The sequence below is a fragment of the Micromonospora sp. NBC_01740 genome (genome assembly GCF_035920365.1).
GTDB classification, from domain to species: Bacteria; Actinomycetota; Actinomycetes; order Mycobacteriales; family Micromonosporaceae; genus Micromonospora; species Micromonospora reichwaldensis.
On record NZ_CP109150.1, the window covers coordinates 2,659,358 to 2,678,325 of the forward strand.

General features: G+C 74.7%; 19 protein-coding genes. 12 read left to right on the forward strand and 7 right to left on the reverse strand.

Annotated elements, in window-relative coordinates; translation table 11 throughout:
- The first annotated feature begins 25 nt into the window (after window positions 1–25).
- Together OG989_RS12695 and OG989_RS12700 are read left to right on the forward strand one after the other, a co-directional pair.
- Window positions 26–550 (forward strand): SigE family RNA polymerase sigma factor, encoded by a 525-nt coding sequence (locus OG989_RS12695; protein WP_327030612.1) that lies wholly within the window; start codon window positions 26–28, stop codon window positions 548–550.
- Window positions 547–1,854: a hypothetical protein gene (locus tag OG989_RS12700; protein WP_327030613.1), complete on the forward strand. Its 1,308-nt coding sequence runs from the start codon at window positions 547–549 to the stop codon at window positions 1,852–1,854. The genes OG989_RS12695 and OG989_RS12700 overlap by 4 nt, the downstream gene beginning before the upstream one ends.
- Window positions 1,855–1,914: 60 nt before the next feature.
- Here OG989_RS12700 and OG989_RS12705 read toward each other — a convergent pair whose 3' ends face one another.
- The 4 genes from OG989_RS12705 to OG989_RS12720 form a co-directional block, all read right to left on the reverse strand.
- On the reverse strand, window positions 1,915–2,766 hold the full coding sequence (locus OG989_RS12705) for an ABC transporter permease (protein ID WP_151454236.1): 852 nt from the start codon (window positions 2,764–2,766) through the stop codon (window positions 1,915–1,917).
- Window positions 2,763–3,773 carry an ATP-binding cassette domain-containing protein gene (locus OG989_RS12710; RefSeq protein WP_151454235.1) on the reverse strand — a complete coding sequence of 337 codons (1,011 nt, stop codon included), beginning with the start codon at window positions 3,771–3,773 and terminating at the stop codon, window positions 2,763–2,765. The genes OG989_RS12705 and OG989_RS12710 overlap by 4 nt, the downstream gene beginning before the upstream one ends.
- Before the next feature lie 29 nt (window positions 3,774–3,802).
- The gene (locus OG989_RS12715; protein ID WP_327030614.1) at window positions 3,803–4,357 is read right to left on the reverse strand and encodes an NADPH-dependent FMN reductase; all 555 of its coding nucleotides are present in this window, start codon (window positions 4,355–4,357) and stop codon (window positions 3,803–3,805) included.
- A 277-nt stretch (window positions 4,358–4,634) separates the two neighbouring features.
- Window positions 4,635–5,591 (reverse strand): LysR family transcriptional regulator, encoded by a 957-nt coding sequence (locus tag OG989_RS12720; protein ID WP_151457212.1) that lies wholly within the window; start codon window positions 5,589–5,591, stop codon window positions 4,635–4,637.
- 171 nt (window positions 5,592–5,762) lie between these two features.
- On the opposite strand from OG989_RS12720, the gene OG989_RS12725 reads away from it, so the two are divergent.
- Together OG989_RS12725 and OG989_RS12730 are read left to right on the forward strand one after the other, a co-directional pair.
- A complete protein-coding gene (locus OG989_RS12725; RefSeq protein WP_327030615.1) occupies window positions 5,763–6,677 on the forward strand; it encodes a serine hydrolase in 915 nt (304 codons plus the stop codon).
- A 155-nt stretch (window positions 6,678–6,832) separates the two neighbouring features.
- Entirely contained in the window at window positions 6,833–7,822 is a 990-nt protein-coding gene (locus OG989_RS12730; RefSeq protein ID WP_151457210.1) for an MBL fold metallo-hydrolase, read from the forward strand.
- A gap of 86 nt (window positions 7,823–7,908) precedes the next feature.
- Here OG989_RS12730 and OG989_RS12735 read toward each other — a convergent pair whose 3' ends face one another.
- Window positions 7,909–8,448: a DUF1697 domain-containing protein gene (locus OG989_RS12735; protein WP_327030616.1), complete on the reverse strand. Its 540-nt coding sequence runs from the start codon at window positions 8,446–8,448 to the stop codon at window positions 7,909–7,911.
- Between the two features lie 292 nt (window positions 8,449–8,740).
- On the opposite strand from OG989_RS12735, the gene OG989_RS12740 reads away from it, so the two are divergent.
- Window positions 8,741–10,768 (forward strand): endo-1,4-beta-xylanase, encoded by a 2,028-nt coding sequence (locus OG989_RS12740; protein ID WP_327030617.1) that lies wholly within the window; start codon window positions 8,741–8,743, stop codon window positions 10,766–10,768.
- Window positions 10,769–11,025: 257 nt separating this feature from the next.
- On the opposite strand, the gene OG989_RS12745 is transcribed toward OG989_RS12740, so the two are convergent.
- Both OG989_RS12745 and OG989_RS12750 read right to left on the reverse strand, forming a co-directional pair.
- On the reverse strand, window positions 11,026–11,565 hold the full coding sequence (locus OG989_RS12745) for a Rho termination factor N-terminal domain-containing protein (protein WP_327030618.1): 540 nt from the start codon (window positions 11,563–11,565) through the stop codon (window positions 11,026–11,028).
- Entirely contained in the window at window positions 11,562–12,494 is a 933-nt protein-coding gene (locus OG989_RS12750; RefSeq protein ID WP_132233766.1) for a ParA family protein, read from the reverse strand. Before OG989_RS12750 ends, OG989_RS12745 begins: the two co-directional genes overlap by 4 nt.
- A gap of 106 nt (window positions 12,495–12,600) precedes the next feature.
- On the opposite strand from OG989_RS12750, the gene OG989_RS12755 reads away from it, so the two are divergent.
- The 7 genes from OG989_RS12755 to OG989_RS12785 all read left to right on the forward strand — a co-directional run bounded on the left by OG989_RS12755 (window position 12,601) and on the right by OG989_RS12785 (window position 18,942).
- The gene (locus tag OG989_RS12755; protein WP_151457498.1) at window positions 12,601–13,113 is read left to right on the forward strand and encodes an ArsR/SmtB family transcription factor; all 513 of its coding nucleotides are present in this window, start codon (window positions 12,601–12,603) and stop codon (window positions 13,111–13,113) included.
- Between the two features lie 85 nt (window positions 13,114–13,198).
- The gene (locus OG989_RS12760; protein WP_151457499.1) at window positions 13,199–14,668 is read left to right on the forward strand and encodes a serine hydrolase domain-containing protein; all 1,470 of its coding nucleotides are present in this window, start codon (window positions 13,199–13,201) and stop codon (window positions 14,666–14,668) included.
- 137 nt (window positions 14,669–14,805) lie between these two features.
- Entirely contained in the window at window positions 14,806–16,449 is a 1,644-nt protein-coding gene (locus OG989_RS12765; RefSeq protein WP_327030619.1) for an AAA family ATPase, read from the forward strand.
- Window positions 16,450–16,481: 32 nt separating this feature from the next.
- A complete protein-coding gene (locus OG989_RS12770) occupies window positions 16,482–16,934 on the forward strand; it encodes a hypothetical protein (protein ID WP_151456979.1) in 453 nt (150 codons plus the stop codon).
- A complete protein-coding gene (locus OG989_RS12775) occupies window positions 16,934–17,146 on the forward strand; it encodes a DUF2997 domain-containing protein (RefSeq protein ID WP_132233770.1) in 213 nt (70 codons plus the stop codon). Before OG989_RS12770 ends, OG989_RS12775 begins: the two co-directional genes overlap by 1 nt.
- The gene (locus OG989_RS12780; protein WP_327030620.1) at window positions 17,130–18,266 is read left to right on the forward strand and encodes a helix-hairpin-helix domain-containing protein; all 1,137 of its coding nucleotides are present in this window, start codon (window positions 17,130–17,132) and stop codon (window positions 18,264–18,266) included. Before OG989_RS12775 ends, OG989_RS12780 begins: the two co-directional genes overlap by 17 nt.
- Window positions 18,259–18,942, forward strand: a complete 684-nt coding sequence (locus tag OG989_RS12785) for a 4Fe-4S cluster-binding domain-containing protein (RefSeq protein ID WP_327030621.1) — start codon at window positions 18,259–18,261, stop codon at window positions 18,940–18,942. Before OG989_RS12780 ends, OG989_RS12785 begins: the two co-directional genes overlap by 8 nt.
- Window positions 18,943–18,968 lie beyond the last annotated feature (26 nt).

Below are 18,968 nucleotides of genomic sequence, written 5' to 3' on the forward strand. Positions count from 1 at the left end.
CTGACTGAGAGACCCAGGAGGGTAGATGCGAGATCCGCATGGCACGGAGTTCGACGACTTCGTCCGTACGAGGTCGGTGGCGCTGTTGCGGGTGGCCTACCTGCTGGTCGGCGATCGGCACGCGGCCGAGGACCTGCTCCAGGAGGTGCTGGAGCAGATGTACGTGCGTTGGCGCCGGGTGCGGGAGTCACCGGAGGCGTACGCCCGGCGGGCCCTGGTGAACCGGTCGATCAACCGGTGGCGGCGACGGACCCGGCGGCCGGAGCAGGCACTGGGTGACAACGACGTGGTCGCCCGGGACCATGCCGACGACATCGCGCTGCGCCAGGCGGTCGTCGCGGCGCTGCGTACCCTGCCGCCCCGGCAACGCGCCGCCGTCGTGCTCCGCTACCTGGAGGACCTGTCGGTCGCCGACGTGGCCGGGGCGCTGCGCTGCTCCGAGGGCACCGTGAAGAGCCACGCCTCCCGGGGCCTCGCCCACCTCCGGGAGGCGCTGGCCGGGTCACATCTCGTCCTGTCCGTCCCGACCGACACCGGGAGTGCGCGATGACCATCGAAGAGACCGACGTGCGGGGCGTCCTGCGTCGGGTGACGGACGACCTCGTCGGCCCGCCGACCCTGCTCGACGACGTGCGACGGGGTGGGCGTCGCCGGTTGCTGCGGCGTCGAGCGGTCCTGGCCGCGCTGTGCGCGGCCCTGGTGGCGGTACCCGTGGGCGGTGCGCTTCACCTCGCCGACGACGGGGCGGCGGTGGAGGTCGCCTCGCCGCTGCTCGACGGACCCACCCGCGGCGACCTGGCCGGCGACGAAGCGTATCTGCGACAGGTTCGCGAGGCGTGGCGGCATCGGGCGAGGCAACTCGGGAGCGGCCTCCGGGGCGATCCGCACGTGGTCTGGGCGGGAGACACGCCGGCCGGGCCCGCCGCCTACGTCGCGCACCGGACCGAGATCAACCATGTGGTCTCCAGCCCGGACGGCGCCCGCCAGATCGGCCTGGCCGCGTTCGTCGAGCCCACCGCCGCCGGACCGCGGGTCATGACGACCGAGACACTCGTGGACTCCGGCACGGACGGCAACTCACAGGCCGTGCTGCTCGGGCCGCGCCGCGACGTGCTGGTCGTGCTCGACGTCGGACACCCGGTGGAGTTCTCACCGACGCTCCGGTACGCCGACGACGGCCGGATCGAGCGCACCTTCCAGCCGGTGGCCTTCCGGGACGGGGCCGCCGTCCTGCCCGTGCCGCCCCAGCGCGACAGGCTGACCGTGGCCCTTTCCCGGACGCCGGTCAGCATGGCGAACATCGTCCACATCACCAATGCGACGGAAATCCTCTTCGACGGGAAGGACAGCACGTCGCCGCGACAGCTCACCTACACGTTGCCCGGAGCGGACCGGGTGTGGGGCGACGCCCCCGCCGCGCAGGTCGGCAGGAACCCTTTCGAGACGGACGCGCTCGCCGCCTACGTCGATCCCGGCGGCGCCCACGGGGTTGGGGAATCGCCCAGCCTGACCGTCTACGGGGCGACCCCCGACGGCCGGCAGTTACTGCTCCAGACCCTCCAGTACGACGACGACCCCGCCCGCGCGATCGCACTGCTCGCCCACGCCGGCGCGCCCTTCCAACCGGTGGTCAGCGGGTTCGCCGACTGGACCACGCCGCTGCCGGTGCGGCTGCGGCTGCCGGACGGGCAGGGCGTCCTCGTCGCCACCGAGGGCGCGGCGCTGAGCTACCGGATCGGCGCGGGGGAGTGGCACGACGCCGGGCGCGGCGCGGCGCTGCTACCCGCCGACGCCACCGAGGTACGCGTCACCGCCGCCGGCGGCACGGTGACCACCGTCCGGGTCGACTCCTAGCCGGCCACCGGACGACGACGGGCACCACCACCTGCGTGGCGGTGCCCGTCGTCGGCGGGATCAGCGGCGGTTGTAGCGGTACATGGTCAGCGTGCCGAAGACCACCAGGAAGCCGGCGGTCCACAGCAGCGTCCACATGATCGCCGACGCGTCCGAGGTTCCCGACATGACGGCGCGTACCGAGGCCACCAGCTGCGTGATCGGGTTGACCTTGACGAACGCCTGGAGCCAGCCGGGCATCGTCGCGGGCTCGACGAACACGTTGCTGAGGAACGTCAGCGGGAACAGCACCATCATGCTCGCGCCCATCACGGACTTCTCGCTGCGCAGGACGAGCCCGAAGAACGTCCAGACCCAGGAGAACGCGAACGAGAAGACCACCAGCAGGCCGATCCCGGCCAGCACGCCCGGTAGCCCGCCGTCGGGCCGGAACCCCAGCACCAGCCCGACGCCGAGGATGACCACGGCCGCCAGCACGTACCGCAGCACGTCGCCGAAGATCATGCCGACCAGCGGGGCGGGCCGCCAGACCGACAGCGTCCGGAACCGGTCGAAGACGCCCTTCTCGATGTCGGTGTTCAGCCCGACGCCGGTGTACATGGTGATCATCACGACGCTCGTCACCATGATCCCGGGCAGGAAGAACTGGAGGTAGTCGCGCGGGCTGTCGGCGAGAGCGCCACCGAACAGGTACGTGAACATCAGCACCATGATGATCGGGAACGCCGTCACGTCGAAGAGCTGTTCCGGCACGTGCTTGATCTTCAGCAGCGCGCGCCAGCCGAACGCGAGCGACGCCGACAGCGCGCCGGGCCTGGGCGGTCGCGCGCCGGGCGCGAGGACGGTGGCGAGCGCCTCCGTCGAGGGTACGTAGACGGACGGGGCCCGCCCGGTCGTGGTGGCGTTGGTCATCGGGCTGCCTCCAGCTCATCGTCCCGCTCGTCGGCCGCGACGGCGGGGTGGTCGGTCAGGGCCAGGAAGACCTCGTCCAGGCTCGGCTGACCGAGGGAGAAGTCGTCGACGACGATGCCGGCGCGGGCCAGGTCCCCGAGCGCGCGGGCCGCCTGCTCGCTGGCGTCGAGGTCGCTGCCGTCGCCGCCGACCCGCGCGGTCAGCGCGACCGGGTCGGGTGCGAGCTGCACCGGAACGCCGAGGGCCGCCTGGAGCAGCTTCTCCGCCTCCGACCGCCGCCCGGGGTCGCGCAGCCGCAGGTGGACGGTGCCGGAGCCGACCGAGGACTTCAGCTCGCCCGGGGTGCCCTCCGCGATCACCCGGCCGTGGTCCACCACCGCGATGCGGCCGGCGAGCTGGTCGGCCTCGTCCAGGTACTGCGTGGTGAGCAGCACCGTCGTGCCGTGCGCCACGACGGCCCGGACGATCTCCCACACCTGGTTGCGGCTGCGCGGGTCCAGCCCCGTCGTCGGCTCGTCGAGGAACAGCAGGTCGGGGGTGTTGAGGATGCTCGCCGCGATGTCGATGCGCCGCCGCATGCCGCCCGAGTACTTCTTGACCTGCCGGTCGGCCGCGTCGGTCAGGCCGAACGCGGCGAGCATGCCCTCCGCCCGTTCCCGGGCGGCCGGCTTGCGGTGCCCGAGCAGGCGGGCGAGGAGCATCAGGTTCTCCAGCCCCGTCAGGTCCTCGTCCACGGAGGCGTACTGGCCGGTCAGGCTCATCCGGGCGCGCACGGTGTTGGCCTCGGTGACGACGTCGTGCCCGAAGACGCGGGCCCGTCCGCCGTCGGGGCGCAGCAGCGTCGCCAGCACCCGTACCGCCGTGGTCTTGCCGGCGCCGTTCGGGCCGAGCAGCCCGTAGACGGTGCCGGCGGGGACCTGTAGATCCATGCCGGCGAGCGCCCGGGTGTCCCCGAACGACCGGGTCAGGCCCTCGGCCTCGATGGCCAGGCCGGTGGTGCGTGTCATGCTCCCTACCTTCCTCAGGTGTCACACGTTCAGGAGACGTACGGGCGCGCGGCGCGACCCTCGCGCAGGGTCAGGCCCCACCAGTGGAGCTGGTCGAGCAGGACGTCGGCGGCCCGCTCGCACCGGTCGGCCTTCGGGGGTGACGGCGCGCCGTCGAGCAGGTCGACACCGACGACGTCGCGCATGGTGACCGCGTGCAGTGCGGTGAAGACCGTCCGGAGCTGGTCGACCGCGTGCAGGCCGATGGAACCGCACCCGTACGACACGAAGCCGACCGGTTTGGCCTGCCACTCGTCGTACGCGTGGTCGATCGCCTGTTTCAACGAGCCCGGGAAGCTGTGGTTGTACTCGGGGGTGACCACGACGAACGCCTCCGCCCGCGCGATCTGCGCGACGAACGACCCGATCGCGGGAGTCGGCTCAGCCGGGCAGCTCGCGGGGAGGTCGTGGTCGGCGAGGTCGACGACCGTCACCGCCAACTCGTCGCGCCGCCGTGCCCGGTCGACGAACCAGCGGCCGATCCGGTCGCCCGCCCGCCCCTCCCGGGTGCTGCCGATGATCACGGCGAGGCGCAGTGGCGTCATGGCTCCCCCTCCCGGCTCCGGTTCCACCCGTCGGGCGCGAGACGGCGGCCAGCGCCCCGCCAGATCGAAACTGGCGGGGCGCGATGTCGGCGGCGGGTGCTGCCACGGGCGCCAGGGGAGGGGAGGGCCGGCGGGGTGACCGGGTGCGCCGGCGTGGGGGCGTCAGGCCGGGACGTAGTCGAAGGTGTCCGGGTTCGGGCCCTGCCGGCCGGCCTCGCCCCGGTCCAGCCCGGTGATCCGCTCGGCGTACCCCTGATCGGGGCCTTCCAACCGGTGATCAGGCCGGCTCGTCGAAGAGCACCGGCCAGGGGCGGGGCGCCGGCCCGGGCGGCGGCGCCGGGGGCTCCGACCCGTCGGCCAGCACCTCCGCCGCGAGCTGCCCGAACATCGGCGCGGCCGGGTGCGCGGCCCGGCGCGGCCAGGCCGCCGAGGTGCGCCGGACGAGCGGCGACCCGGCGACCGGCCGCCAGGCGATCCGGGGCTCCCGGCGCGCCGTCGCCGCCGGCTCGACCGCGACCCCGCCGCCCGCCAGCACCAGCCCGAAGAGGAACTCCGGGTTCCGTGCCGGGCGGACCCGCCCCGGCGTGAACCCGTGCCGGCGGCAGACCTCCAGCAGGTGGTCGTGCCAGCCGGGCGCGGTGGCCCGGGGCGCGGTCACCAGGTCCAGTCCGGCCAGCGCCGCCAGCTCGACCTCCCGTCCCCGGGCCAGCGCCGAGGCGCGCGGCAGCAGCACCCCCAGCGGTACGTCGACGGCGGCACCGAGGCGCAGCCCGTCGTCGGTGACGGGATGGTGGAGCAGGCCGACGTCCAGCCGCCCCTCGCTGAGCATCCGCTCCTGCTCGCCGCTGGTCAGCTCGTGCAGGTCGACGTCGAGCCCGGGGGCGCGCTCGGCCAGCCGGTCGAGCAGCTCGCGCAGGGTCACGGCCGGTGTCTCCGGCGGCACCCCCGCCCGGAGCACCCCCGACACGCCGTCGCGCACCTGGCGCATCAGGTTGCGCAGCCGGCCCTCCCCGGCCAGCAGTTCCTCGGCCTCGCCGACGAGCAACTGGCCGGCGGTGGTCAGCCGCACCTGCCGCCGGGAACGGTCGAACAGCTCGACCGCCAACTCCCGCTCCAGGCGCTGCACCGACTGGCTCAGCGGCGGCTGGGCCATGCCGAGCCGCTCGGCCGCCCGCCCGAAGTGCAGCTCGTCGGCGACCACCACGAAGTGCCGCAGGTGCCGGAGCAGGTCCACGGCCGGACCCTACGCCAGCGCGAGATCTTGGTACCGAAGCGCCCCTCGGGGGGCACTTTTCTACCAAGATCTGGTGCCGAGCGGCCGAGCGGCCGAGCGGCCGAGCGGCCGAGCGCTGCGTCCAGCGGGCGCGCGGTGGGCGGGGGCGGGGCAGCGGCTACCGTGCGCAGTGTGGTGGCGGAGCGGATCGTGGAGATCTTCGAGCGGGCCGGGGTCACCGGCTGCCTGCACGTCGTCGACCTCGACGCGGCCGGCGGCGGTGCCGGTCCGGGAGAGCCCGGCGGCCGGCTGGAGGTGGCGGTCCGGGCGGACGAGCAGGTGGTGATCGCCTCGATCTTCAAGGTGCTGCTGGTGCTGGAGTTCGCCCGGCAGGTCGTCGCCGGCCAGCTCGACCCCCGGGAACGGGTCCTCGTCACCGCCGACGACCGGCTCGGCGGGTGGGGGATCGCCGGCTGCGCCGACGACGCCGAGGTGTCGCTGCGGGACCTGGCCTACTTCGCCATGTCGGTCAGCGACAACACCGCCGCCGACCTGCTGCTGCGCCGGGTCGGGGCGGACGTGCTGCCGATGCTCGCCGCCGAGCTGGGGCTGCCGCGTACCCGGATCGCCGGCGGTCCCCGGCACCTGGTCGAGACGATGCTCGCCGACGTCGGCGCGCGGACGGAGGCGGACTTCGCCCGGATCTTTCCCACCCTGCCGCCCGAGCGGGTCCGCGCGATGCGGATGTTCGATCCCGCGCACACCACGTCGAGCACCGCCCGGGAGATCACCCGGCTGCTCGGCCTGATCTGGCGCGACGAGGCCGGCCCGCCCGAGGCGTGCGCGATGGTCCGGGGCTGGATGGCCCGGCAGCTCTTCTGGACCCGGCTGGCCGCCGGCTTCCCGCCGGGCGTGCGGGTGACCGGCAAGACCGGCACCCTGCCGGGCCTGCACCTGGAGGCGGGCGTGGCCGAGTACCCCGACGGCGGGCGGTACGCCGTCGCCGTCTTCGTCCGCGCCACGCAGCTCGCCACCCGCCGCATCGACGTGGACCTGGCGATGGGCCAGGCCGCCCGAGCCGCCGTCGAGGGGCTGCGCGCCGGCTGAGTCTGTCGGCCGCAGGGCGGTGCCGACGACCCCGCTGAGCTGCTCCGATATGCGTCGGGATATCGACCGTGTCGGGCATGGATCTTGGACCTGGCGGGGGTCGTGCTGGTTGGCTCGGCACCGACCGATCAGCACCACGACGGGGAGAGTTCCGCATGCCCAACATCGACCGCCGCCGCTTCCTCCGGGACGCCGCCGCCAGCACCGCGCTGGTATCCGCCGGCGGGCTCGCCGGCGCCGCCCTGACCGGCCCGGCACACGCCGCGCCGCCAGCCACCGCGCCGGTCGCCGCCGCCCCGGCCGGCCGCCGCAGCGGCCCGGTCAGCTTCCGCTGGTGGGGTACGTCCGCCTGGCGCATCGACGTCGGCGACCGGACCGTCCTGGTCGACCCCTTCCTCAGCCGGATCGACACGGGGCTGTTCAGGGGCGCCTTCGACCAGACCAAGAAGCTGGAGGTCCGCACCGACGTCGTGGACTCCCTGGTGGACCGGGCCGAGACGGTGCTCGTCACGCACACCCACTGGGACCACTACATGGACGTGCCGCACATCGCCGGCCGCACCGGCGCCCGGGTCTTCGGCACGCTGACCGCCTACCACCTCGGGCTGGCGTACGGGCTGCCGTCGGGGCAGCTCAGCCCGGTGCGGGGCGGGGAGGTGCTGGACTTCGGCGCGTACACGGTGGAGGTGGTCAGCTCCCTGCACAGCCGCAACAAGTCGTACTCGATGGCCTTCCCCGGCGTACGGGTCAGCCAGCCGGCGAAGCCGGAGACCATCGCCGACCTGCCCGAGGGCGACACCCTCGCGTACCAGCTGCGGGTGCCCGGCGGCCCGTCGGTCTTCTTCATGGGCGCGAGCGACTTCGCCGAGCGGAACCTGACCGGGCTGGCCCCCGATGTGGCCATGCTGGCGCTGCCGAGCACCACGGTCACCGCCGACTACGCCGAGCGGCTGCTCGACGCGCTGGACCGGCCGAAGGTCGTGGTGCCGGTGCACTTCGACAACTTCGAGACCGAGCTGCGCAACCCCGTGCCCATGGCGCCGACGGACCGCGAGCGGCTGGACGCGTTCCTCGCCGCCATCCGCCGGGTCTCGCCGCGCAGCCGGGTGATCGTGCCGGAGTACCACACCGCGTACCACTTCTGAGCAACGCGCGACGGGCCGCGGGCGGCAGCCCCCGGCCCGTCGTCGCGCCCGGGTCGGCCGCCGATGCGGGACCGGACGGCGAGGGCTCAGCCCGTCGACATCCCGGCGAGGGCCCGCACCGAGCGCCAGTTGCGGGTGGTCGCCACCACGCCGAGCTTCTTCTCCAGGTGGTTGTTGGTGAACCTCGACCGGCCGTAGCCGCCGTCGGGATGGTGCAGGTAGACCTCGCGCCCGGCGACCGTGAACGCCACGTTCTCGCCGTCGGGCACGGTCAGGGCGGCCACGGCGGCCGGGTCGGGCGCGGTCGCGAGGAAGACCACCATCAGCCGCGTGGGGTCGTCCTCCCGCCCGGCGTACGGGTTGCCGCCGGCCACCGCCGCCAGTTCCCGGCCGCTGCGCACCAGCACCGGCACCGTCAGCCCCAGCTCGTCGGCGATGGCCCGCTCGATGCCCCGCGCCAGCGCGTCGGCGTCGCGCACCGTGCTGCCGAAGACCACGTTCCCGCTCTGCAGGTACGTCTGCGGGTCGTGGTGGCCGAGGCCGGTGACCAGCCGGCGCAGGTCGGCCATGGCGACCTTCGCGCCACCGACGTTGACCCCGCGCAGCAACGCGACCCACCTGTCCACACGACCTCCTCGACCCGCCGGTACGGGCCAGCCTAGGGCGTGGGTCGACGTCGGTCGCGGCCGTCGTCGCCGGGGCGGGGCCCGCCGCTCAGCACACCGCGCTGGAGTGCCGGGTCCGTGATCCGTACCATCGGTTCTCGACAGCGGCCCCCGGCAACGGGTGCCGCGAGCGGAGCGGGACCACGGACACCGGCATGCGGGCTCATGCCGGTCGACCGGCGTGCGACCGCCTCAAGCGAGAGACCTCGCCCAGCGGTCCGCGCGCACCCATCCGTACCGGAAGGACACCGCCATGCGCGCTCCCTGGACGCGCCGTCACCGCCTTCTGCCGGGGCTGCTGGCCCTGGCCTGCCTCGCCACCGTCGCCGTGGCCGCCGCCGTTCCACTGACCAGCCCGCCCGCCCGCGCCGCCGAACCCGTCGTGGTGCTCGACGCCACCTTCGAGGACGGCACCACCCAGGGCTTCCGGCCCCGGGCCGGGGAGACCGTCGCGGTCAGCACCGCCGTCGCCCACGGCGGCACCCGCAGCCTGCTCGCCTCCGGCCGCACCGCGAGTTGGCAGGGCCCCGCCCTCGACCTGCTCGACGAGATGGTCAAGGGCACCCGCTACACGCTGACGGTGTGGGTGCGGCTCGCCGCCGGCCAGTCGCCCGGCCAGGTCCGGCTCAGCGTGCAACGCGACTCCGGCGGCACCTCGGCCTACGACCAGGTGGTGGGCGACACCGCCGTCACCGCCGACGCCTGGGTCCGGCTCACCGGCACGTACGTGCTCGCGCACGACGTGGACGGGTTGTCGGCGTACGTGGAGACCGCCAGCGGCACCGCCGACCTGCACATCGACGACTTCACCATGGCGTACCAGCCGACCAAGCCGGTGCAGACCGACATCCCGGCCCTGCGTGAGGTGCTGGCCGCCGACTTCCCGATCGGGGCGGCGATCGGCAACCGGCAGATCATCGGCGACCAGGCCACCCTGCTGCGCCGGCACTTCGACACAGTCACCCCGGGCAACGCGCTCAAGTGGGACGCCACCCAGCCGGCCGAGGGCACCTTCCGGTGGGCCGACGCCGATGCGCAGGTCGGCTTCGCCACGGACAACGACCTGGCGGTACGCGGACACACCCTCGTCTGGCACCAGCAGACCCCGGCCTGGGTCTTCACCGACACCGACGGCACCCCGCTGACCTCGGACCCGGCCGACAAGGCCCTGCTGCTGTCCCGGCTGGAGGCGCACATCCGCGCGGTCGTCGGCCGCTACGGCGACGCCATCGGGGTCTGGGACGTCGCCAACGAGGTGATCGACGAGAACCAGTCCGACGGGCTGCGGCGCAGCCGCTGGTACGAGATCAGCGGGCTGGACTACCTGCGTACCGCGTTCCGGGTGGCCCGGGAGGTCGCGCCGACGGCCAAGCTCTACATCAACGACTACAACACCAACGTGCCGGCCAAGCGCGACAAGCTGCGCAACCTGGTGAGCCAGCTGCGCGCCGAAGGGGTGCCGATCGACGGCGTCGGGCACCAGATGCACGTCAACGTCCAGTGGCCGTCGATCGCCGAGACCGAGGCGATGCTCCAGGCGTTCGTCCCGCTCGGGGTGGAGCAGCAGGTCACCGAGATGGACGTCAGCATCTACGTCGACAGCAGCGAGTCCTTCCCCACCCCGCCGGCCGACCGGCTGCTGACCCAGGCGTACCGGTACCGGGACCTGTTCGCCCTCTACCGCCGCTACGCCGACGAGTTGACCTCGGTGACCCTGTGGGGGCTGGCGGACGACGACACCTGGCTGGACACCTTCCCGGTGGCCCGCAAGGACGCGCCGCTGCTGTTCGACACGGAACTCCAGGCCAAGTCGGCGTACTGGGGGATCGTCGACCCGACCCGGATCAACCCCACCCCGACGCCGACGGTCAGCCCGACGGTCTCGCCAACCGCCAGCCCGACGGTCTCGCCGACCGTCAGCCCCACCGTTTCGCCGACGGTGACGCCGACCGGGGGGCCGGACGCCTGCCGGGCGACGTACACCGTCTCCAACCAGTGGCCGGGCGGCTTCCAGGCGAGCGTCAGGATCACCAACACCGGCGGGCGGGCGCACGACGGCTGGACGGTGCGCTGGCGGTTCCCGGACGGGCAGCGGATCAGCCAGCTCTGGAACGGCACGGTCCGGCAGGACGGCCCGGACGTGTCGGTCACCCCCACATCCTGGAACTCCGCCCTGCCCGCCGGTGGGACGGTCGAGTTCGGCTTCCTCGCCGGGTGGTCCACGAGCAACGACCGCCCGGCCGGCTTCACCCTCGACGCACTGGCCTGCGCGACCGGCTGACCCACCGGCCCGTCGTACCGCCACCCGACCTGCCCGCCTCCGGTCGGCCGCCGTACCAGCGCGACGGTGTCTGGTGGAAGGGCCGTACCCGAGGTGTCAGCGGGCGACGGTGGGCGATGGCCGGGCCGGGCAGGCCCGGCCATCGCCGTGCCCGGCGCCCGGACGGCGCGGCGGAGCCGGGCCGGGACCCCCACGGATGCCGGAGACGCCGTCCGCTCCGGTCCGGCGTCAGAGCCGGCGGAAGGCGGGGTCCGGCGTCAGAGCCGGCGGATGGCGGCGGAGGCGAGGCGGAAGCCGATGGTGCGGTCGACGATGCGGGCGACCAGGTCCGCCTTCCGCAGCCCGCCGACGCCGCGCAACTCCAGGCTCGCGGCGAGCACCCGCAGGTCGCGGGCGGTCCAGCCGGAGAGGTACGCCGTACCGTCGTCGCGGCGGGACATGGACGCCAGCGCGGACCGGGCCGCCACCGGGTCCGGCGCGGACGCCGCCCGCCGGGCTGACGGGCGCGCGGGGGCCCCGCCCCGGCCGGCGGATTCGGTGGCCGGCTGCCCGGCGGAGGCAGTCCCGTCGGCGGATTCGGCGGCCGGTTGCCCGGCGGGACTGGGCCGGTCGGCGCGTGCGGTGGCCGGGTGCCCGGCGGGGGCGGTTCCGGCGGGCGGTGGGGCGGGTGGGGCCGGGTCGACCGGTACCACCGCGAGCCGGGCCCGCCCCTCCGCCAGGGCGGCGAGGTCGGCGGCGGGCAGCCCCCGGAGCAGCGCGGTCACCAGGTCGGCGACGTCGCGGGTCGGGTCGGTCACGCCCCGGCCCGCTCGGGCTGGAGGTGGTCGAGGAACTCGGTGGCGAGCCGGCGCAGCTCGTCGCGGACCGCCGGGGTGGCGATCCGGTCGCGGAGCACCACGGGCACGCCGCGCGGGGTGTTCGTGGCGAACACGGTGACGTTCTCCCGCAGCGGGGTGGGGAAGACCGGCAGGCCGAGCGCCCGGACCTGGTCCATGTAGCCCTGGTGGGCGGCGATGGGCCGCTGCGCCATGAGCTGGATCATCGTGAACACCACGCCGGCCACGTCGGGGGCGACCTTGTGGTGCCGGCGGGTGGTGGCGAACCGGCGGGCGTCGGCGTTGTACTGGTCGACCAGTTCCCGGACGTTGCCGTGCAGGTAGTCGATGCCCAGCGTGGACAGGTAGTCGGCCTTCGCCGGGATGAGCAGGTGGTCGCTGGCGATGATGGCCGACTGGGTGACCACGTTGAAGTTCGGCGGGCAGTCGATCAGCACCATGTCGTAGCCGCCGAGCGCGTCGTCGTGCAGCCCCTCGGCCAGGGAGCCGCGTACCCGGAACAGTTCGGCGTCGTACTCGTCACCGTCGGCCACCGCCCGGGCCAGCGCCAGGTCGATGTCGACGAGCTGGAGGTGGGACGCGATCAGGTCGAGTCGGCCGGCGCCGCTGAGTCGCGCGTTGGCCGGGCCGGGGGAGACGACCAGCTCGCCCAGGGTCGTCGCGGGGGTGTCCCCGCGCAGGCCGTCGTACCAGCGCTTCACCGTCCGGCCGTCGCGCAGCCGGTCCCGCCAGTCGTCGGGGTCGTAGAAGCCGAAGGTGAGGCTGGCCTGTGGATCGAGGTCGATGAGCAGCACCTTCATCCCGCGGTTGGCCAGCTCGGCACCGAGGTTGGCGGTGACGGTGGTCTTGCCGACCCCGCCCTTGTAATTGATCACCGATACGACGTACACCGGCACCTCCCCAGACCGGGAACGGTAGCGGGCCGGCGGACCGGCGCGGCACCCGCTCCGGCGGTCCGCCTTTGCACGTAACTACGTAAGTTCGTACTATCGACGTATGGCGGAGATCGAGGAGCGGCTGAGCGCGCTGGAGGCGCAGGTCGCGGCCCTGACGGAGCGAATCGGGGCGGAGCCGCCCCCGGCCGAGGCGCCCCCGGCGACCGGCGACGCCTTCTGGGCGCTCGACGGGCTGAAGCAACGGATCCCGGCCGACGGCGGCGGCGCGGTGCTCTACACCGGCACCGTCCGCCTCGACGACCAGCGCTACGACTGGCAGTACGGCCTCATGGTCGACGACGTGCTCGCCGGCGACTGGACGGAACTGGCCGGCGTGCTGACCGCCCTCGCGCACCCGGTGCGGCTGCGCCTGCTGCGGGAGATCCTCGGCGGCCGGCACGGCACCGGCGAGCTGGCCGAGATTGAGGGCCTCGGCACCACCGGCCAGCTGCACCACCACCTGCGCCAGCTCACCGCCGCCGGCTGGCTGCGCAGCGCCGGCCGGGGCCACTACGCCGTCCCGGCCGAGCGGGTCGTGCCGCTGCTGGCCATCCTCACCGCCACCCGCCGCTGACCCGCCGCACCCCGCCGCCCGGTCGAAGCCCCGCCCGGTCCGGTGGGCGCCGACCCGCCGAAAGCACCCGACGGAGGGAAGCACCATGCGCAAGCCGATCGTCCTCGCCCTGATCGTCGGTCTCGTCGGCGCCGTCGCGGCCCTCGGGATCATGCCGCGTGAGCCCCGGCTGACCCGGCAGAGCACCGGCGACACTTCGCTGGCCGCCGACGTCCGCGCGGCGCTGCCCGACGCCGGGGGCCACCGCGGCCTCGCCGTCGCCGTGCTGGAGAACGGCCGCGTCCGCACCGCGGGCCTGGGCGACCGCGACCGGGCCGGCCGCCCGGTGGAGCCCGGCACCCCGTTCGAGATCGGTTCGATCACCAAGGTGATGACGGGGATGCTCCTCGCCCGGCAGGCCGCGACCGGCGCGGTACGCCCCGACGACCCGGTCGGCGCCGTGCTGCCCGAGCTGAGCGGGCCCACCCGCGAGGCGACCCTCGCCGAGTTGGCCAGCCACCGCTCCGGCCTGCCCCGCCTCGCGACCACCTCGGTCGGGGACCTGGTCGGGGCCTGGTGGGCGAACCTCACCGGCGGCAACCCCTACGCCGGCCGGGACGCCGGGTGGCTGCTCGACGCCGCCGGCGAGGAGGAGCCCGGCGACGGGCGCGGAGAGGTCCACTACTCGAACCTCGGCGTTGCGCTGCTCGGGCAGGCGCTCGCCACCCGGGCCGGCACGTCGTACCCGGAACTGCTCGACCGTGAGCTGCTGCGACCGCTCGGCATGACGTCGACCGTGGTGGCGACCGACGCCGACGCCCTGCCGCCCGGGCGCGCCGAGGGCTCCACGGCCGGCGGCCGCGCGGTCGAGGCCTGGGTCAGCGGCGGCTACGCGCCAGCCGGAGTCGGCCCCTGGTCGACCGCCGGGGACCTGGCCCGGCTGCTCGGCGCGACGCTCGCCGGCACCGCGCCCGGCGCCGACGCGGCCACCCCGCGCTTCACCGAGGACGACCGCAACCGGATCGGCTACGGCTGGTTCACCACCCGGTACGGCGACCGCGAGATCGTCTGGCACAACGGCGCCACCGGCGGCTTCCACGCCTACCTGGGCTTCGAGCGGGCCACCGGGCGGGGCGTGGTGGTGCTCGGCAACACCGCCAAGGGCGTCGAGCCGATCGGGCTGCGGCTGCTCGGCGTGCCGGCGCGGGACGCCGACGGCGACGGCCCGCCGCTACCCGTCTGGATCGGCGCCGGGCTCGCGGTGGTGCTCACCTTCCTCGGCGGGCTGAGCCTGCTCGGCACCACCCGCCGGGCCCCCGACCGGCTGACCCTGGCGCCCGCCGTCGCCTGGGCGGTGCTCTACCCCGCCCTCGGCCACCGGCTGGGCGATTGGTCGATGGTTCCCGGCTGGCTCTGGCCGCTCGGCGCCGGCGTCTCGGCGGCGGGGATCGTCCTGGCCGCGTACCGCTGGCGGGGGTTGCCGTCGCTGGGCGGCGCACCGCCGTGGCGGCGGCTGACCTCGGCGGCGTTCTCGGCCCTCCTGGCGATCCTGGCCATCCTGATCCTCACCGCCTGACCCCCGCCGGCGACCACAAGGTTGGCGGAGGGAAATGCCGGAATCCCCGCCGGCAATCCCATGATCGACGCCGGAGTGGGCGGTGGGCGGGGCTGTTAGAGTCGCGCTGCTCGTCGGTGGGGTGGGAGGGGGCGACGGTGGTGGTGCCGTTCCGTGACGCACTGTCGCAGATGCTCAAGGCGCGCTTCCCGGTCCTCTACGTCGAGTCGTCCGAGGAACAGCGGGTGGTCGCCGAGGTCTGCGCCGTCGCCCGGGACGCCACCCTCGTCCGCACGCCACGGGCGGTGTGGACCTGGTCGCTGACGACGGGGCTCGTGCAACCCGACGGCGTCGCCCGCAAGGGCACCACCGACCCGGAGGACGCGCTGGCCGCCGTGCTGCGCCTCGACCACCCCAGCGTGCTGATCTTCAAGGACCTGCACCCGGCGCACGGCAGCAGCGACCGGCCGGGCACCCCCGGCGTGGTCCGCCGGCTGCGGGACGTGGTGGCGGCCTTCAAGGCCGGCCCGGTGCCGCGCACCCTCGTCCTGGTCTCGCCGGTGCTGCACATCCCGGTGGAGCTGGAGAAGGACGTGACGATCATCGACTTCCCGCTGCCCACCGAGACGGAGATCCGGCGGGTGCTCGACGGCATGATCGCCGCCAACTCCGCCGGCGGCCGGATCCGCGTCGCCCTGGACGACCTCGGCCGGGAACGGCTCGCCAAGGCGGCCCTCGGGCTCACCCTGCACGAGGCGGAGAACGCGTTCGCCCGCGCCATGGTCAACGACGGCGTGCTCGACGGCAGAGACCTCGCGGTCGTGCACGAGGAGAAGCGGCAGACCGTACGCAAGTCGGGGCTGCTGGAGTTCGTCGACGCCCCGGTCGACCTCGCCGACGTCGGCGGGCTGGAGAACCTGAAGCGGTGGCTGGCCAAGCGGGACGGTTCCTGGCTGGCCGAGGCGGCGGCGTACGGGCTGCCCGCGCCCCGGGGCGTCCTGATCACCGGCGTGCCCGGCTGCGGCAAGTCGCTGACCGCGAAGGCGATCGCCTCGGCCTGGGGCCTGCCGCTGCTGCGGCTGGACGTCGGCCGGGTCTTCGCCGGGCTCGTCGGGTCGAGTGAGCAGAACATGCGCACCGCCATCCGGACCGCCGAGGCGACCGCACCCTGCGTGCTGTGGGTCGACGAGATCGAGAAGGGCTTCGTCGGCGGGGCCAACGACTCCGGCACCTCCGCCCGGGTCTTCGGCTCCTTCCTGACCTGGATGCAGGAGAAGTCCCGGCCCGTCTTCGTCATCGCGACCGCCAACGACTTCGAACGGCTGCCCCCGGAACTGCTCCGCAAGGGGCGCTTCGACGAGATCTTCTTCGTCGACCTGCCGACCCGCGCGGAACGCGCGTCGATCTGGCGGGTCCACCTCGCCCGGCGGCTGCGCAACCCGGCCGTCGCCGGTGCCCTGACGCCCGACGACGCCCTGCTCGGCGAACTCGCCGGACTCAGCGAGGGCTACTCGGGGGCCGAGATCGAGCAGGCCGTCGTCGGCGGGCTCTTCGACGCCTTCGCCGAACGGCGTCCGCTGCGCCGCGACGACCTGGTCCGGGCACTGGTCAGCATGGTGCCGCTCAGTGTCACCCAGGCGGAACGCATCGACGCCGTACGCTCCTGGGCCGACGCCCGCGCCGTCGCCGCCACCGCCGCCGAGGACTGGGACCTCGGTGGTCGTCCCGTCGGCCCGGGCGGCGCCCGCCCCGGCGGTCCGGGGCAGCAACGGGGGCAGGGCGGGCGAGCGGTCGAGTTCTAGTCTGTGGGTCGAAACCGAGGGAGGGGGCCCCGATGAGCGTCTCACTGATACTCCTGCCGCTGGCCGTCGCCGCCGTCGCCGCGACGCACGCCGCGACCGCCGGACGGGACGGGGAGGGGCACGTCGTCTGCCAGGTGCAGACCCGGATGCGGGACGAGACGCTGCTCGTCGCCGCGCTGCGCGACACCGGCGCGGTGGTCACCACCGAACCGGACGCCGTCATCGCGGACTGGGCCGACGTGCGGGCCGGCTTCCGGCGCGGCGAGGACGGCATCTGGTCGGCGCACTTCACGGGCGAGGTCGACGAGCCGCGGGCCGTCGAGGCGGTCCGGGCCATCGACGCCGCGTACGGGCGGCAGGTCCAGCGGGCCGTGCTGGAGCGGCTGCGCGAGCAGGCCCCCGCCGCCGGGCTGCGGCTGGAGTCCGAACAGGTCACCGAGGACGCGAGCGTCCGCCTGGTGTTCGCCGTCGAGGGCAGGTCGTGATGGGCGGGCAGCCGCGGATCGTGGTCACCGTGACCAGCGAGGGCGTCGTGAGCGCCGAGACCAGGGACGTGCTCGGCGACGGGTGCCTCGACTACATCGCCGTGCTGGAGGACCTGCTGGCGGCCCGCACGGTACGCAGCGCGTACACCGCCGACCGCGACCGCGCCGCCGTGCCCGAGCGGCAGGAGCAGCGCGATGTCGAACGCGCCTAACCCCGGCTGGCCGCCCCCGGCCGTCCCCCGGCCGAGCACGACGTGGCAGGTGTTGCAGAGCTGGTGGCTGTTGCTGCCCGTCCTCGGATGCAGCTGCCTCGGCGGCTTCGGATTCATCTACGTGGGCCTGCGGGCCCAGCGCGCGGCGTGGTGGCTCCCCGGCATCTTCTACACCGTGGTGGGCTCGGCGGCGTTTCTCGTCGTCGGCGAGTCGGACCAGGAGAGCGCCCTCAGCGACTGGGCGGTCGGCGTGCTCCTGGCCGTGTGGATCGCCAGCATCCTGCATGCCGCGCTGATCAATCCGGCGTGGCTGCGCTGGCTCACGGACCGCCGCGCCAGGTTCGCGGCGACGGCGTGGCCCGGCGGCGCGTACCCGCTGGCTCCGCTGCCCGGGGCGGCTCCCCCCGCCGGCCCGATCCCCCATCCCTACCCGGGCATGTCCCCGACGTATCAGCCCGGTTCGACGGCGGGCTACCCGTCCCCGGCCTACCCGCCGGGGTACCCGCCCGCGTCGCCCGCCTATCCGCCGGGTTCGCCGGCGTACCCGCCGGGGTCGTCGGCCTACCCGCCCGAGTCGTCCTACCCGCCGGGGTCGCCGTCCTATCCGTCCGCGTCGTCGTCCTACCCGCCGGGGTCGCCGTCCTATCCGCCCGCGTCGTCGTCCTATCCGCCGGGGTCGCCGGTGTACCCGCCCGCCTCTACGACGGGACATCCGCCCACGTCGACGGGGTATCCGCCGCTGGCGGCCGACCCGACGTTGGCGCCGGCCGTCGACCCCTTTCCCACCGGGCCGATCACGTCGCTTCCGTGGCAGCCGGACGCGCCGGCCCCGGGGCAGCCGGACGCGCCGGCCTCCGGGCCGCCGGCCGGACCGCCGATCGACGTCAACGCGGCCGGGCCGGGCGACCTCGCGGCGCTGCCCGGCTTCGACCCGCAGCGCGCCCGGCAGGTGCTGGCCGAGCGGGAGCGGCGCGGGTCCTTCGGCAGCCTGGCCGAGTTCGCCGCCGCCGCCAACCTGGCCCCCCACGAGTACGCGCGCCTGCGCGACGCCGTGGAGTGCGTCCCGCCCGCCGGGCCGGCGCCCGACCGGCCGCCGCCCGGCCGGGTCCTCGATGTCTGACGAGGGTCCAGGGCCGCGCCCGCCGGTGGGGGTGGAGACGGTGGCGGTGGCGCGCTTCCTGGCCGCCACCCGCGCCGAGGGCCCGGGCGAGCGGACGGCCGTCTGGGTGCAGGGCTGCGCCATCCGCTGCCCCGGCTGCTTCAACCCGCACCTGTGGAGCTTCCGGGGCGGGGACCGGGTCGCCCCCGCCGACCTGGTGCGCCGGGCGCTCGACGCCGGCACCGAGGGGCTGACCCTGCTGGGCGGCGAGCCCTTCGACCAGGCCGCCCCGCTGGCGGCCGTCGCCGCCGGGGTACGCGCCGCCGGGCGTTCGGTGATGACCTTCACGGGCTACACCCGGGCGCAGTTGCACCGGGCGGTCGACGCCGGCCGGGACGACGTCGCGGCGCTGCTGGCGGCGACCGACCTCCTCGTCGCCGGGCCGTTCCTGGCCGATCGGATCGACACCGGGCGGCCCTGGGTGGGTTCCACCAACCAGGAGTTCGTGCTGCTCGGCGACCGCTTCCCGGGACTGCTCGACGAGGTGTCGCACAGCCCGGACCGGGTCGAGGTGACCGTCGACGCCGCCGGCCGGATCGCGGTGAACGGCTGGGCCGAGGTCGACGCGCTCGACGAACTGCTGGCGTCGGTGACCAGCCCTCGGCCCCGGCCCGCGGGCGTACCCCGGCGAGGGTAGCCGCGCCGGTCCGGCCGGGAGCGCCC